Below are 14,839 nucleotides of genomic sequence, written 5' to 3' on the forward strand. Positions count from 1 at the left end.
GTTTGGCATATCTATTAAGTAAGTAGAGTTCAATAATATACGTTGTGTCTTATAATTACTTTTGCAAGAGGTCTAATATCTGAAATCTTAGTCTTTACGGTTGATTTAGCTCTAGTTTTCAATAATGGAAACAAATAATCTTTACCTGAAACAGTGCTTAATTCTGTTATAGATGAACATTCAAAACTACTCAATACTTTAGCTCTAGTAGAATCATATATTTCTTGGCTACTTACACTAATAACAGAGCTTCTAATATCATCAATTCTACATTGTAATTTAGTATCATCTATAGCTCCGTGGTCGCACGAAACCAAATTACTAACTTTAAAAGCTACTGTTTTCTTTTGAGGGTTTAATATCTTTGAAATAGCATATTCAATGAATAACTTAAATAATTTATCTTTATTCTTCATTTCCCAATCTTGATAGTTAAAGTTATTTCGTAGATCTTGAATATTTCTACAAGACTCCTCCTCATCTAGAACCTCAATAAGTGATTCATGATCACATAAAATATTCTCTATACAGTAACAAGGTAACCGATAAAGTCCTTGCTTACTCTCGACTGTATCTCCAGTAAGTAAAAATAAATCTCCATCGATGATATACAGGAAGGGGCGCTTACTTGACTCATTGCTATGGTGCCTAATAACTTCTCCTCTACCACCTAATGGAAACACTTTCTTTATTCTGTATTTATCTTTAAAAATACGAGATAGCAAAATGGTAAAAAGCTTCTCATAACCAAAAGCTGTATCTTCTATATAGATATCAATATCATTTTTTTCTTGAAAAAGTGTACTTATAGCATGTTTAGCAGCTAAGCTTCTTTTTGGTATTTCAACTTGAGTCATCTTACCTACACCCCACGGCTTTATTATTGTTACCAGCAATAATTTCTGGAGAGTGTGTCGCCAAAATAAACTGTGAACTGGGGTTAGCTGAAAATATTGTCTCCGCGAGCTTTTCTTGCCATCCTAAATGTAAAGACAGTTCAGGCTCATCTATAATGAAAATGTTATTATGGTTGAAAAAAGAGTGTGCAAAAATAACGAGTAGCTGCCTCTCTCCTGATGACAGGCCCTCAATTGTACATTCGCTACCATCGGGCCTTCTTACAATTAGCTGACCTACTGTATCTATTTCCAACTTTTTGTTAGAATCTTCATAGAAGATATTTACTGTCCCAAGGAAATCATCAATTGGCTTATAGTAACCATCATTTCTTGACTTATGCTCATCTATTATATCAACTATTCTATACATTCTTTCAATTTGAGCTTTATTGAGTAACAGTTCTATATTTATATTTTCTTTAGCTGATGATATCCCATCAAATAAGTCATTTAAATTTCTAAAAAAAGTATCTACCTCATCATTTATAGATGAGTCAAAATCAATGATATTAAAAAGAACATTTTTAATTTCACTTTTTCGTTCAAGTAATTTATTTCTTTCTCTCTCATCGGGATGTTCAAAAACGAATTTCTCTTTATTAAACTTTGAGTATTTAAAAGAAGATATAAGAATCTGATTTCTAAGGGTTTGAGACTGTTCAACCTCTAAATCCCTTATACGTTTGTAAGTATTTTTTACAAGCATCTCGATTTCCATAAGACTTGCACCTATTGAACCTTTAATAAGCCGTCTAGTTCTTGTAATATCTTTCCTTTTGTTACTTAGCCAGATTTCGCGTTCTAAGAAATAATCGTTATTCGAGCTTGAAAAGTCAGTACGTCTATCTAAACCTAAGAAAACTGGTGAGTTTATTTTCGAAATAGCTTCAATAACTGGATGAAAAGCATATTTATGAGTTAAACCTTCTAAAAGCTCTTCAAACTTATCTTCTCTTCTAGAAAAAATCTCAATTTCAGCGTTAGAACTTGCTGGTAATTCAACTAGAACTTCACAACTATTTATACCCAGAAAGACCTCATCATCTTTAGTATAGGCATAAATATAGATATCCTCTCCATTGAAATTTAACGATAAAGAGCAGTATTCGAAAGAAGTAGATAATAACTCTCTAAAGCTTGGCGTTATTAGAGCGTTAATAAGTTTTAGAGCTGTAGTTTTACCTGAACCATTCCCACCAACTAAGAAATTCTTATCGTCATTGAACTCAATATTAAAATCCAAATACCCAAAAACTCCCTTAGCTTCAAATCCCTTTATGATCATTGGCAATTCCTATAATTTTATTTAAGCAGTTTTTATGAAAAATTTTACATGATAGTAGCTGACAATTGTGCTTTTCGGCTTTTATAGAAGTACATTATTTAATATTATAAAATAAGAACAACTCATGAAAACTAGTAGATAATAGCACACAAATATTCAGTATTTATTAGGGATAAGAGTTAGCTAGAGAACTAACCAGTAGACAATAAAAAACGCCATCACAACTGTGACAGCGTTTTTTGTTAATACTAATATCTACATTTTAATCACAACGCCTTTAACTGCTCCATCTGCGCAGTCATCGCCGTCAACTGCCCTTCTAGCTCAGCCAATTTCGCCTTCTCAGCATCGACCACTTCCGCAGGCGCTTTACTGACAAAACCTTCATTACCTAGCTTACGCGCGATACCATCGGCTTGTTTTTGCAGTTTTTCATGCGCTTTGTCCAGACGTGCCAGCTCAGCCGTTGGATCAATCAGACCTTTCATCGGTACGAGGACACGTAGCTGACCGACCATACTTGATGACGACAGTGGCACTTCATCGCCTTCTTTGACGATCTCTAAGCTCTCGACTTTGGCAAGCGCTTTGAACTGGTTTTTGATACGGGATAGACGCGCTTCTTCATCTTGAGAGACGTTTTGTAGTAGCACTGGCAGACGTACCGCGTTACCCAGTTTCATCTCACCACGGATATTACGGACGCTCGCGATTAGCTCCTGTAGCCATGCCATATCCGCTTCAGTCTGCTCACTAATTTGGCTGGCATCGGTCTGTGGATAGTTAGCGACCACGATGCTGTCGGTGTTTTTTCGACCCAATAGCGGTGCAATGGTCTGCCAGATTTGCTCGGTCAGATACGGCATAATTGGATGGGTGAAGCGTAGCGCGGTCTCTAGCACGTGTAGCAGCACATAGCGGATTTGCGCTTTGCGCTCGTCAGATACCGAGTCATCATTGAGGCTGGCTTTGGCAAGCTCAACATACCAATCACAGTACTCATTCCAGATGAACTCATAGATATCTTGGCTGACCATATCGAGACGATACTGAGCGAAATGCTGATGAATGTCTTTAATACTAGAGTTCAGACGACTCATGATCCATTTTTCTGGTAGCTCCCAGACATCAGGGTTTGCCGCTTGGTCGATAGGCTTGGCATTGCTGTCGCCATCGACACAGTTCATCAGTACAAAACGGCTGGCGTTCCAGATCTTATTACAGAAGTTACGATAGCCCTCGACCCGCTTTAGATCAAAGTTAATGTCGCGACCCGTACTGGCTAATGAGGTAAAGGTAAAGCGCAATGCATCCGTACCATAAGCTGGGATGCCTTCTGGGAACTCTTTACGCGTTTGCTTTTCAATTTTGGCCGCGTCTTTTGGATTCATCATATTGCTGGTGCGTTTTTCGACCAACGCTTCTAGCTCAATACCGTCGATGAGATCAATCGGATCTAAGACGTTACCTTTTGATTTTGACATCTTTTGACCATTGCCATCACGGACTAGACCATGCACATAGACAGTCTTAAACGGTACTTGCGGCGTGCCATCTTCGTTTTTCACGAAATGCAGGGTCATCATGATCATGCGGGCCACCCAAAAGAAGATAATATCAAAACCTGTCACGAGCACGCTGGTCGGGTGGAAAGTCTCTAACACACGCGGATCAGCAGTAGGGTCTGCCCAATCCAGCGTACTAAAGGTCCATAGACCCGAGCTGAACCAGGTATCAAGCACATCATCATCTTGGCGCAGTTTTACATCGTCGCTTAGGTTGTACTTGCTACGCACTTCGGCTTCGTCACGGGCGACATAGGTCTCACCTGTTGCATCGTCATACCATGCAGGGATACGATGACCCCACCAGAGCTGACGGCTGATGCACCAGTCTTGTAGATCCGTCATCCACGCCATATACATGTTTTTATACTGTGCAGGGACAAACTCAATGCTGCCATCTTCTACCGCATCAATCGCAGGGCCAGCCAGCTTTTTAACCGCGACGTACCACTGATCGGTCAACCACGGCTCAACAATGGTACCGCCACGCTCAGCGCGCGGTGCTTTTAGCGCATAGTCTTCTACCTCTTCTAGCCAGCCTTGCTCGCCTGCTTGCTCAACGAGGAATTTACGCGCGGCAAAACGCTCAAGTCCTGCATAACCCTGTGGCGTGGTCTCTAATGTTGGCTCACGCGTCTGCAAATCAGGATAGACTTCCATTGCTGGCAAAATATTGGCGCGCTCATCAAGGATATTAATCAGCGGCAAGCTATGACGGCGGCCTAGCTCATAATCGTTAAAGTCATGTGCTGGGGTAATTTTGACGCAACCTGTTCCAAAATCACTCTCAACATAGTCATCAGCGACGATGGGCACGACGCGCCCCGTGATTGGCAAGGTAATGGTTTTTCCGACTAAGTGCGCATAACGCTCGTCACTTGGGTTAACGGCAACTGCAGTATCCCCAAGTAAGGTTTCAGGACGCGTGGTCGCTACCACCAAATAGTTTTTGCCATCTTGCGTGGTCAGCTCTGTATCCGTGAAATGATAGCGAAAATGCCACAAGCTGCCTTTTTCATCATGGTTTTCGACTTCTAGATCAGATAGTGCGGTTTGGAACTTAGGGTCCCAGTTGACCAGACGCTTACCACGATAAATCAAACCATCGTCAAATAGGCGTACGAACACTTCTTTTACCGCATTGGACAAACCATCGTCCATGGTAAAGCGCTCACGTGACCAATCAACCGAGCTGCCCAAACGGCGGATTTGGTTGGTGATATTGCCGCCAGACTCTTCTTTCCATTCCCACACTTTATCGACGAAGTCTTCACGCGTCATATCACGGCGTTTGAGTCCTTGCGCCTCCAAACGACGTTCAACGACCATCTGGGTGGCGATACCCGCATGATCCGTACCTGGTTGCCACAGCGTATTGTCACCATCCATGCGGTGGAAACGTGTGAGCGCATCCATAATCGCGTTATTAAACCCATGACCCATATGCAGCGATCCTGTGACGTTTGGCGGTGGCAGCGCGATAGAGAACGACTCGTCTTTATCAAACGTCGGCTGAAAATAACCGCTGTCCTCCCAGCCTTGATACATACCCGCTTCTACTTCGCTTGGGTTATAGGCGTTTTCTAGTTGGCTTAAAGCGGCTTGAATAGATTGGGTCAGGTTGGTATTAGTATTGGTGTGATTCTCAGGATTGCTCATAATAGGATTGTCTTTTATTAAAAATGGATGTGGCCAGAAAATATGTCGAAAAATAGGCGAAATAAGTAATAGAGTAATTTTAACGCAGATGGCAAGATTTTGTTAGATGATGAGCAAATTTATCAGGTTTGAGTGAGCGTATTAAACAATCAACAACAGCAATCAGCGCAATGCTAAATATGATAGGCTATAGTCATACCATAGAATATAACGCATCTTACATGTCAGACGTTGCCTTCTACTAGTCCATGCAGCGAAATCATTATCCCATAATCAGCGAGCTTACTGTGCCCCAAGATACCGAGCGTAAAGACGATTCTCAGACTGACCTATCAAACGATACGCATTTAGCCGATAACAATGCTGATGATACCAATGATACAGATGAGCAAAATAACAGCGATATTGAAGACAGTCAGCATCAAAAAGACGAGCAACAAGACAGCGAAACAAAAGCCACTGAAAACCTTAAGGATGAAGACTTCCCTGAACAGATCAGTGATGAAGACAAAGAAACCATCAAAAAAGTCGCCAGCGATGACAATTTAAGTCAAGCAAAGAGCTACGCCAGTATTTTGGTTGAGCAGGTCATCCATGCCAAAGAAACGTTTGATCGCTCTTTAGGTTCTTTATTTACCAGTGCTTTTACTGCTGGGCTTGAGATTGGCATTAGCTTTTTTATAATTTTAGCAGCTTTTTCACTGTTTAGCGGAGTGATGCCCAATCAATATGCAATGGTGCTATCTTCATTGCTATATCCGATAGGTTTTATCATCGTCGTGATCGGCCAGTCGTTGTTGTTCACTGAGCAGACCTCACTGCTTAGCTTACCTGTGTTAAATAAGATAGAGCCGTTACACAAGCTGCTGCGTCTGTGGGGTATTGTTATCACTGGCAATATCGTTGGCGGCTGTATATTTGCCGCCTTAATGATAGGGCTAGGTTTGAATATGCATCTGTTTAGTGTCAGTGATATCGATGCTTATGCAGCGCATGTATTAGGGTTTAAATGGTGGGTTATCTTCGGTAGCGCCGTATTGGCAGGCTGGATGATGGGCGTTGCAGCATGGCTTGTCACCTCAGCACGCGATACGATCAGTCGCATTGTACTGGTCACTCTCATCACTGGTAGTATCGGCTTTTTGGGCCTGCATCATAGTATCGTTGGTAATATTGAAGTGTTTGCCGCTCTTATGTACGGCACAACTGTAAGTATCTTAGGTTACTTGTTGTTTTTGGCTGTGGTACTGGCAGGAAATACCGTTGGGGGTGTGGTGTTTGTGGCGGTACTAAAAAATCGTACTTTCTTATTTGAAGTTGAAAGAGTAAAACAAGAGGCAAGGAATGATAGAAAAAACAGGTTAGCTCGAATGGGGATACGCCGTCGTTAACGTGTTTTGGCATCGTCAGTGCTAACGACCGCGGTGCCATAGGCAATGGCTTCAACCATACTACCCAGCTGGTTAATATTACTGACCTCCAAGCGCAAGCCATAGATGTGATTGTAGCCCTTGGCTTGTGCTTGCGTACGCATACGTACTAAAGCCTCACGGCGAGAGCGGTCTAATAATGTCTCGTAAGTGGTGAGATTTTTACCAAACAAACTTAAAACCCGCGCGATGACCATTTTAAAATAATCTTGGGCGATAACGACACTACCGAGCACCAGCTCCCCTTCACTATTGGCTGTCAGATTGGGGCGATAAAAACGCTCACTAGAGACAATGATATGAGCCAGCTCTTTTTCTGCTATTGTCAGCTGCGCTAAATGCTGACGTTCATGACGCATGCCAAAAAACCACCCGACCACAAATAACAAAACAAATGGCCCATAGTTAATGAGTATTTGAGTCATAGAATCATTCATGGCACGTCTCTTATCTTAAAAGCAAAGGCGAAGTTGCAAGAGTTTTGCAGTTGGTTCACTATCATTAACCAAAAGGATTAAAACGTGGTAACTCATCAGTTGGGGTTTGCGCGGTGCTTGATGATTCGCTGGAATGATAATCGTTAGAAGGATAATGCGGTGGTTGAGACGACATATTCGGTTGCATACGTATCGCTTTAACAGCCGTACCATAGACAAACAACTCTGAGGCTCCTTGTGCAATACTCGATGTCGAAAAACGTAAACCGACGATCGCATCTGCGCCTAATGCTTCTGCCTTGACCACCATACGATCAATCGCTTCTTGACGTGACTCTTCTAGCAGCTCAGTATAAGCTGTCAGCTCGCCGCCAACGATATTTTTAAATCCAGCAAACAAGTCTTTGCCGACATGTTTTGAGCGTACCGTACTACCATAAACGACATCTAAGCGTTCAGTGATTTGATAGTTGGGTAAGTGCTCAAGATTGGAGAGTTGCATAGCCATGGTATTACCTTAGCAGTGACTTATAAAATTAATCATTAGTATGGAACAATAAAAACAACTCGGTTAAGTTACCTTCAATACTGTTTACCATCTGTACCATTTTGTCTTGGTCAGCGCGCATGTCGGCAAGCTCGGGATCTTCATCATCGATACCGCTTAGCACGATCATAGGTAGGGTTAGTACAGCAACATCCTCAGCTGTATCTTCATCTTCAAACCAATTACTGGCTTCATCACCATACATAGCATCTACAAACCCAATTGACCATGCCACGATATCTGACTCATCTGAAAAGTCGACGGCGACTTCTTCATTGCCCGCATCTTCACCAAAAGGCAGCTCGATAGGTGTCTCGTTTTTTAGCTCAGCCATGATAGAGTCGCGCCAGCGACGTATACCATCGACTACGTTGTCTGGCACTTCACTGGCGTGTCCTTCAAACAACGCATCTATCCAGTTTGGTAGCGGACGCCCTATCACGGTAGCAGTCAAAAAACCATGGGTGGCGACACTGTCGAGCACAAACTGGCTTTCTTGATTGTCTAAGAAGTCTAACAGCTCATCAAAGCTTAATTGATTACTCATGGAATACTTATCCTTGAATCGGTAATTGAGGTGACAACGCACATAAAAAATTGGATTATCTCTAATGAGGGATAATCGACCTGACAATTGATCAGCACACTATTTGCAAAAGACTATGCTACTAAAGACCATATTGGCTTTTATGAATAACAGTCATAACAGTCATAACAGTCATAACAGTCAGTAAAATAGGTTCAGCTTAGCACGGTTAGCTGTCGATAGATTGTTACGCTTACTATGTAACCTCGTTAATGATTTTTGCTTTCTGCTTATTGATCGATCTATAGTCAAAGGTCTAAAAATGCTTAAAGGTCATCATCATCCCAATCATCATCAAAGTCATCGTCGTCATCATCACCTAGATCATCTAGCTCATCTTTTAGTGCTTTGGCCAGACGCTTTTCTTCTAATAAGTTATCAATCAAACGACGTTTTTCAAGGCTACTTAGACGGGTGCGAACACTGGTCTCTGCTTCTTCGACCATTTTTGCATCATCGTCATCGGCAAATTCGCCATCAAAATCATCATCGATATCAGTATCACTCATGACAAACTCCTATTATTTGGGCAATAAATTCAAAACACATCGATATACTTATGCCTTATAAAGTTTCGCTCGCCTCTTGTCAATCCTTTTTACGCCTATTGCTGATTATAAAGGAACATCTTTGGTTACGAGTTGGTTTAATTTATCTTTTATTGATAGACAGTAGTCTATTAAAAATTAATTGGTAACGCTTTGCTCTTCTTCTTCGACACCTGACATTAACACTGCATTACGGACAGTCGCTAACCGTTGTATCATGGCGTCATTACCACCATCAAAGACCGCACATTCACGCTCATATACCGTTGTTGGACGCTTTAAGCTTTGTACCTGAACATGACTACCGATTTGTTTGAGTCCAGCATTGGGTAATAGAATCAGCATTTGTTCCTTTCTACCAACGCTATTGAGTAGTTGTCTCATTGCTTGTGCTTGGTCTTCGTCACTGACACCCACTTTAGCTGGCAACGCAAATCTTGACAGCTCAATATGCTTTTCATGAATGATTTTATTGAGCATTAAATACAACTTCCCTAGCATAACGCCAGCTAGAGCAGCTTTTGCATGACTGTTATCAGCTTTAAGTATTGCACATGCCCCACTTTCATCAAAATGTGGCTCATTCACCGCACTGACGCCAAGCAGTAGTGGCTGCCTGAGTAGCTCTGTCATTGCTTGATTTAATAATTGAGTGCATAACGCCAAATAAGGCATTCTCATTTCAGGAGCAAGGCGCTCTAGCATGTTGTATTCATCGTGAAACATAATTTGCACACTGACTGTATCAAAAGTGCGTGTCGCAGACAGCTTTGATGAGCTGCTGGTAAATTTATGAGTGTGACTACTGTCGACACCTGCGCTAGTCTGCATATCGTCTGTATGCTGAACTGTGCTGTCAGCGTTGTTTGACTGTCTGCCTTGCGCGGCGTCAGTTGATGCGTTAGAGCTTGTTTGCTGATCAGCAGTATTGGCTTGCTGCGACTTTAGATACGCGTTGAGCTCATTATGGATACCAGCAGTGTTCACTTTGCCAGTTTTAGCCGTCTCATAATCGCTTGTATCGGCAGTATGATGAACATCATCGCCCATGGCATCTCTTTTTTCAGCATAATTTTCATTAGGCGCACGCCCATAGCTCAATTGACCAGATTGAATATATTGTTCGCGGTGCAAATCTTGAATATCTCGGCTCAATGCATTGATTTGCTCTTTGGTTGGACGAGCCACATAACCATACAGCAGCCACAAGAAAAGATGCAATACCAGCGAGCCGATGACAAATGGCCATTGCATCGCGATAATCTCACCCTTACTGATGTCTTTTAGGGTCAACGCGACACTACCAATAACGGCATCACCTTTGGTTGCCATCTGGCTAATGGTATCGCCTTGCTGCATCGGAGCATTGCCGACTGGTACTAAAATCTCATCATTGCTATCTTTGATGACGATGCGCGCCACGTCCTGCTCGCTAGTATAGCGATTGGCGATGACACTTAAGCTTACGCGGTCTTCGTTTTCTAAAGACAAACGCGCCTCATCGATCAGCTGGGCGACCATTTGCTCACCCTTTTGCTCACGACTGGTCGTCAGCTGCTGATCGGTGCTGATGACCAGCAGTAAAGTCTGCAAACAAAAACTGACTAGAATGATAATGGCAAACAACCCTTGCCGCGGCGCTAAATACGTCATGATATGTTAAACTTTTTTGAATGGGAGAAGTTAAAAAAACGAGACTGTTGCTCATTTTTTGGAAAAGTATGCTACTAATCATTTTAACTCAAACGAGTCTTATTTAACCGCACTACCGACTATCATACAAGCAGTCGACCAACTGGTATTGTCTATAATATCACCATAATGGTCATCATAGGTTTATCTATCAGTATACATTTAATCATTTACGATATTCGGTCAATATACTCAAGATAATAGCATTATTATTCAACTGTTATACTTTGTGCGTCATGTATAGGCGATACACGGTAAAACTGTTATTATTCCTAATCTTAACTGCGCACACAAGGGACAATTGAGACATGCCAAAAAATACGCCTTACTCGTTACCAAAAGACAGCAAAGCATGGCAACAAGCTGTAGATTCTGTCGCGTCACTATTGCCTGACGATACCAATCTGCTAGACTTCGATACGCTCCAATCTCTCCCTGTATTTGCATTGATTGTCGTATTACCAGCGCATATGCACGCGCTTGATATTCATCAATATGTACAGTCTTGGGTCGATGAGCAGCCAAGCTGGCATTTGGTAACAGTGGCAGAAGATACGGAGGCAAGCTTTGTAGATATTACCATTTCTAAAGCTGTGACTGACACCAATTCTGTCTCCGGCATCGACGATGATACCAAACAGCCGTTTGTCCCCGCTCAAGTATTTCGTTATTTATTGGTTCCTGTCAATGATACGCTCATGCATCCTGGCAAGAAAACAGCCGCCGCTCACATCATTGATGATCAGCTGACGACTCGTCTGCGTCACGACTTAGCAGAGAACTATCTAGCAAAAGAGGATAGTGGTGTCCAAAATCTGGGCATTGACAGCATGAATGTAGTCGACTGCCACATCTTATCTATTGGTCATATGCTGCGCACGCATAAGCTTGTCTGCTTCGATATGGACTCAACCTTGATCGAACAAGAAGTCATCGTTGAGCTGGCAAAGACTGCTGGTGTTGGTGAGCAAGTAGAAACCATCACAGAAGCCGCTATGCGTGGTGAAATTGATTTTGATGAATCCTTTGTGCAGCGCGTCTCATTACTAGAAGGCATCTCTACTACAGTATTGGATGATATTTGCGCGCGTCTGACCTTATCGACAGGTGCTCGTACCACTATCAGTGCTTTTAAAGCACTGGGCTACCACACGGTACTGCTCTCTGGTGGTTTTACTTATTTTGCCCGTTATGTCGCTGAACAATTGGGGATTGACGAAGTCCATGCCAACAACTTAGATATCGAAGAGGACGAAGTGACTGGTCATGTGCAGATGCCTATCGTCAATGGTGCCAAAAAAGCGTCTATTGTTGCGCATATTGCTGAGCGTATGGGCATAGAGATGTCACAAGTGGTCTGCGTTGGTGATGGCGCAAACGACTTACCCATGATGGCCAATGCCGATTTGGGTGTTGCTTATCATGCAAAATCTATTGTCCAAGCCCGTGCTGATGCAGCGGTAAACGTCACAGGTCTTGAAGGCGTACTCTATGCACTTGGGTATCCTGCACTCCTCTCAAACTAGTAGCCGATTAACACTTATTTTTATTTTTAGAAAGGAATGTCCATGACGGCATCACAAACTCCGCGGCCAGACACGCCGTCATCAAACGCGAAGACTGATGCAGCGCCATTATCAGATCTGTCAGCTACCCCATCTGCCAACCTATCCGGTGCAGACAATCCAAAGCAGTTGGTGGCGGTCTACATTAAAGGTATGGCAATGGGCGCAGCTGATATCGTACCTGGTGTTTCGGGCGGTACTATCGCCTTGATTGCAGGTATCTATGAGCGCCTAATTAATGCATTGGGTAGTATTGGCCCAAGCCTTTGGCAAGTATTTCGTCAGCATGGCGGTATCAAAGGTTTACTTGCCGTCTGGCGACAAGTCGATGCGACATTTTTGCTATTTTTGCTATTAGGTATTGCCACAAGCTTTGCCACTTTAGCAGGTCTAATCAAGCATTTACTGGACAATCAGCCTTTGCTTATCTGGTCGTTCTTCTTTGGTTTAGTGATTGCGACTGTCGTTATTTTATTGAGTGAAATAAAACGGTGGAATGCGGCACGGGCGGGGTTATTTGTCATTGGTATTGTGACAGCGGTTGTGATCAGCAACTTACCCCTGCTCGCTACGGCGCCAAGCTTACCGTATCTATTCCTTGCAGGTGCAATTGCCATTTGTGCGATGATACTTCCTGGTATTTCAGGGTCATTTATCTTGTTGCTGATGGGCGCTTACGATACGGTATTGGAAGCCGTCCATACGTTTAATCTGACGGTTATTCTTACCTTAATGGCAGGAATGGCAACTGGGCTACTCATCTTCACGCGTGTGCTTAAATGGTTATTGTCGCGATATTATCAAGGAACATTAGCACTGCTTACTGGCTTTATTGCCGGCTCACTGGTCAAGGTATGGCCATGGAAAGTAGATGCTTTAGGTACTTTAAATAATGAGGCGATCAATAACGTTGCCCCGTGGCAATATCCTGCGGGCGCACACTGGCTGACGACATTAGGACTAATGTTACTTGGGGCAATATTGGTATCAGCACTGTCGTGGTGGGGCAATCGTACCAAGCGCGTACAACCGATCAAGCAATAATCCCAACCATTTAATATGGCTTGATTTTTTATAATACTTTATTGTAAGCGCCTAATCATAAGGCGCTTACTTTTTATATTAAACCTTCTTAGTCTATAAAACAGCCACCATAAATCAGACGACAACCGTTGTCGTAAAGTCGCCTCTACCCCATTCAGCTTTTTACGGTAAACCAGCATAATAGTCTTATTGAAATTCACCTTATGAATAGCGAGATGAATGATGTTTTTGACTATATTTTCAGTTGCTGGTATAGATACGTTAGACGGTAGTGCGCTACTTGGCTATGGTCTATTGGCAAGCTTTATTATAGCGATTGCTTTAACTTCGCAGCGTTGGCTACTATGGTATGTGCTCGGTGGTATGATATATTGGCTAAGTGTTGAGATGTTACATAGCGCGTTGATGAGTGGTTCTGGCTTATCTGATTGGCATAGTTATGTTGCAGCATTTGGTATCAGTTGGCTGCCACTAGCTGGTTGGGTGTTATATCGCGCGCTACGTTACGATGATGTGAGCCGTACCGTGCAGCAAGAGCGTAAACGAGCTGCCGCACGCTACGTTGAGCATACGCCGATCTATGATGATCACTATCAGCCGCGTTTTTAGTAATGCCTTTTGAGATATATGACTTATTTTAATAATTGCGCCCAATATAGGCGCATTTTTTATCGCGACTGTTTTTTAGTATAAGTATCTTTATCTGTCAATATGGTATGTACCAACTTGTTCATTAATAAAGTTACTTTTGATTCAAGGTATTGTTACACGATATCTAATGCCTTCTACGCAACTACTAAAGTATTAAGGGTAGAAGATAGTTTATACTCTACCTACAAATTGTAGTACAAACCAATATAAAGCTACTTTATAAAGTTACTTTTATTGTAATCCTACATTTTTTACACTTATTGTTATACTTATTTTAGGAGACTGACTATGTTTACTATTCCTGTATTAGATATCAAATCTGACCCTTTAGACATGATGTTGGCTGTGGTTGGCTATCGCTTGTCTATGCTTGCTGACAGTGATGATGAAGATATCAAAAAGCTTTTGGCTGACCGTAAAGTTACCATCGAAATCGCTAGTGTTGAAGCAAACGTTGCGCGTCATTTTGACTTTGATAATGGGACGTTTAGTCAGCGTAGTGGTCATGCCGATGAGCCAGATTTAACGATTAACTTTAAAGACTCAATGACCGGGGTTAAGCTGTTATCTAAAGGCAATCTGCCCGCCTTTATGACAGCAGTTCAAGAAGGTAACTTAAGTATAGAGGGTGATTACAGCTTAATGATGTGGTTCAATAAGCTTGCTAAACACATCGTACCTACTATTCCAGAAGACTATAAACCTTACATTCAAAGAGCAAAACCTTATGCTTATAAAGCGCAGCAATTTGCCAATCATTGGATTGGTGTGGCTAAGCACAAAGTCGGTAAATAATACATGGTACCGTTAAAAAGACAGTCTGTATTTACAAGGTTACGGGCATTAGCCTGTCTTTAAACGCTATCTGTTAATGTTGTTAATAGCGTTCTGATTTTATGAAAAGGTTGCGGTATACTACGGTTATCGCAAC

The 14,839-nt window shown here is 42.2% G+C and carries 13 protein-coding genes; 5 read left to right on the top strand and 8 right to left on the bottom strand.

Annotated elements, in window-relative coordinates; translation table 11 throughout:
* Positions 1–29: 29 nt before the first annotated feature.
* The 3 genes from ACS8FC_RS12895 to ACS8FC_RS12905 all read right to left on the bottom strand — a co-directional run bounded on the left by ACS8FC_RS12895 (position 30) and on the right by ACS8FC_RS12905 (position 5,408).
* Positions 30–857, bottom strand: a complete 828-nt coding sequence (locus tag ACS8FC_RS12895) for a DUF4435 domain-containing protein (protein ID WP_439297080.1) — start codon at positions 855–857, stop codon at positions 30–32.
* A gap of 1 nt (position 858) precedes the next feature.
* Positions 859–2,184 (bottom strand): AAA family ATPase, encoded by a 1,326-nt coding sequence (locus ACS8FC_RS12900; protein WP_439297081.1) that lies wholly within the window; start codon positions 2,182–2,184, stop codon positions 859–861.
* A 266-nt stretch (positions 2,185–2,450) separates the two neighbouring features.
* Entirely contained in the window at positions 2,451–5,408 is a 2,958-nt protein-coding gene (locus ACS8FC_RS12905; RefSeq protein ID WP_439297082.1) for a valine--tRNA ligase, read from the bottom strand.
* Between the two features lie 287 nt (positions 5,409–5,695).
* On the opposite strand from ACS8FC_RS12905, the gene ACS8FC_RS12910 reads away from it, so the two are divergent.
* A complete protein-coding gene (locus tag ACS8FC_RS12910) occupies positions 5,696–6,799 on the top strand; it encodes a formate/nitrite transporter family protein (RefSeq protein ID WP_439297083.1) in 1,104 nt (367 codons plus the stop codon).
* On the opposite strand, the gene ACS8FC_RS12915 is transcribed toward ACS8FC_RS12910, so the two are convergent.
* The 5 genes from ACS8FC_RS12915 to ACS8FC_RS12935 all read right to left on the bottom strand — a co-directional run bounded on the left by ACS8FC_RS12915 (position 6,796) and on the right by ACS8FC_RS12935 (position 10,609).
* Positions 6,796–7,275: a YbjQ family protein gene (locus tag ACS8FC_RS12915; RefSeq protein ID WP_439262092.1), complete on the bottom strand. Its 480-nt coding sequence runs from the start codon at positions 7,273–7,275 to the stop codon at positions 6,796–6,798. The genes ACS8FC_RS12910 and ACS8FC_RS12915 overlap by 4 nt on opposite strands.
* 64 nt (positions 7,276–7,339) lie before the next feature.
* Positions 7,340–7,777, bottom strand: coding sequence for a YbjQ family protein (locus ACS8FC_RS12920; protein WP_439297100.1), 438 nt, complete (start codon positions 7,775–7,777; stop codon positions 7,340–7,342).
* Between the two features lie 34 nt (positions 7,778–7,811).
* Positions 7,812–8,369 carry a UPF0149 family protein gene (locus ACS8FC_RS12925; protein ID WP_439262094.1) on the bottom strand — a complete coding sequence of 186 codons (558 nt, stop codon included), beginning with the start codon at positions 8,367–8,369 and terminating at the stop codon, positions 7,812–7,814.
* A gap of 305 nt (positions 8,370–8,674) precedes the next feature.
* A complete protein-coding gene (locus tag ACS8FC_RS12930; protein ID WP_299217869.1) occupies positions 8,675–8,917 on the bottom strand; it encodes a PA3496 family putative envelope integrity protein in 243 nt (80 codons plus the stop codon).
* Positions 8,918–9,094: 177 nt separating this feature from the next.
* Positions 9,095–10,609, bottom strand: coding sequence for a hypothetical protein (locus ACS8FC_RS12935; RefSeq protein ID WP_439297084.1), 1,515 nt, complete (start codon positions 10,607–10,609; stop codon positions 9,095–9,097).
* Positions 10,610–10,956: 347 nt separating this feature from the next.
* On the opposite strand from ACS8FC_RS12935, the gene serB reads away from it, so the two are divergent.
* The 4 genes from serB (at position 10,957) to ACS8FC_RS12955 (ending at position 14,703) form a co-directional block, all read left to right on the top strand.
* Positions 10,957–12,174, top strand: a complete 1,218-nt coding sequence (gene serB / locus ACS8FC_RS12940) for a phosphoserine phosphatase SerB (protein WP_439297085.1) — start codon at positions 10,957–10,959, stop codon at positions 12,172–12,174.
* Between the two features lie 42 nt (positions 12,175–12,216).
* Entirely contained in the window at positions 12,217–13,257 is a 1,041-nt protein-coding gene (locus tag ACS8FC_RS12945; RefSeq protein WP_439297086.1) for a DUF368 domain-containing protein, read from the top strand.
* Positions 13,258–13,476: 219 nt separating this feature from the next.
* Positions 13,477–13,866 carry an AciT family ciprofloxacin tolerance protein gene (gene aciT, locus ACS8FC_RS12950; protein ID WP_439297087.1) on the top strand — a complete coding sequence of 130 codons (390 nt, stop codon included), beginning with the start codon at positions 13,477–13,479 and terminating at the stop codon, positions 13,864–13,866.
* A 330-nt stretch (positions 13,867–14,196) separates the two neighbouring features.
* Entirely contained in the window at positions 14,197–14,703 is a 507-nt protein-coding gene (locus ACS8FC_RS12955) for an SCP2 sterol-binding domain-containing protein (RefSeq protein WP_439297088.1), read from the top strand.
* Positions 14,704–14,839: the final 136 nt, after the last annotated feature.

The sequence above is a fragment of the Psychrobacter sp. 1Y4 genome, assembly GCF_051847555.1.

What these genes read in the sequence shown, in the direction of transcription:
- ACS8FC_RS12925 (WP_439262094.1), bottom strand. Translation starts at nt 8,369, where the DNA reads ATGAGTAATCAATTAAGCTTTGATGAGCTGTTAGACTTCTTAGACAAT.
- ACS8FC_RS12915 (WP_439262092.1), bottom strand. Translation starts at nt 7,275, where the DNA reads ATGAATGATTCTATGACTCAAATACTCATTAACTATGGGCCATTTGTT.
- ACS8FC_RS12900 (WP_439297081.1), bottom strand. Translation starts at nt 2,184, where the DNA reads ATGATCATAAAGGGATTTGAAGCTAAGGGAGTTTTTGGGTATTTGGAT.
- serB (WP_439297085.1), top strand. Translation starts at nt 10,957, where the DNA reads ATGCCAAAAAATACGCCTTACTCGTTACCAAAAGACAGCAAAGCATGG.
- ACS8FC_RS12955 (WP_439297088.1), top strand. Translation starts at nt 14,197, where the DNA reads ATGTTTACTATTCCTGTATTAGATATCAAATCTGACCCTTTAGACATG.
- ACS8FC_RS12895 (WP_439297080.1), bottom strand. Translation starts at nt 857, where the DNA reads ATGACTCAAGTTGAAATACCAAAAAGAAGCTTAGCTGCTAAACATGCT.
- ACS8FC_RS12945 (WP_439297086.1), top strand. Translation starts at nt 12,217, where the DNA reads ATGACGGCATCACAAACTCCGCGGCCAGACACGCCGTCATCAAACGCG.
- ACS8FC_RS12905 (WP_439297082.1), bottom strand. Translation starts at nt 5,408, where the DNA reads ATGAGCAATCCTGAGAATCACACCAATACTAATACCAACCTGACCCAA.
- ACS8FC_RS12930 (WP_299217869.1), bottom strand. Translation starts at nt 8,917, where the DNA reads ATGAGTGATACTGATATCGATGATGATTTTGATGGCGAATTTGCCGAT.
- ACS8FC_RS12935 (WP_439297084.1), bottom strand. Translation starts at nt 10,609, where the DNA reads ATGACGTATTTAGCGCCGCGGCAAGGGTTGTTTGCCATTATCATTCTA.
- ACS8FC_RS12920 (WP_439297100.1), bottom strand. Translation starts at nt 7,777, where the DNA reads ATGCAACTCTCCAATCTTGAGCACTTACCCAACTATCAAATCACTGAA.
- aciT (WP_439297087.1), top strand. Translation starts at nt 13,477, where the DNA reads ATGATGTTTTTGACTATATTTTCAGTTGCTGGTATAGATACGTTAGAC.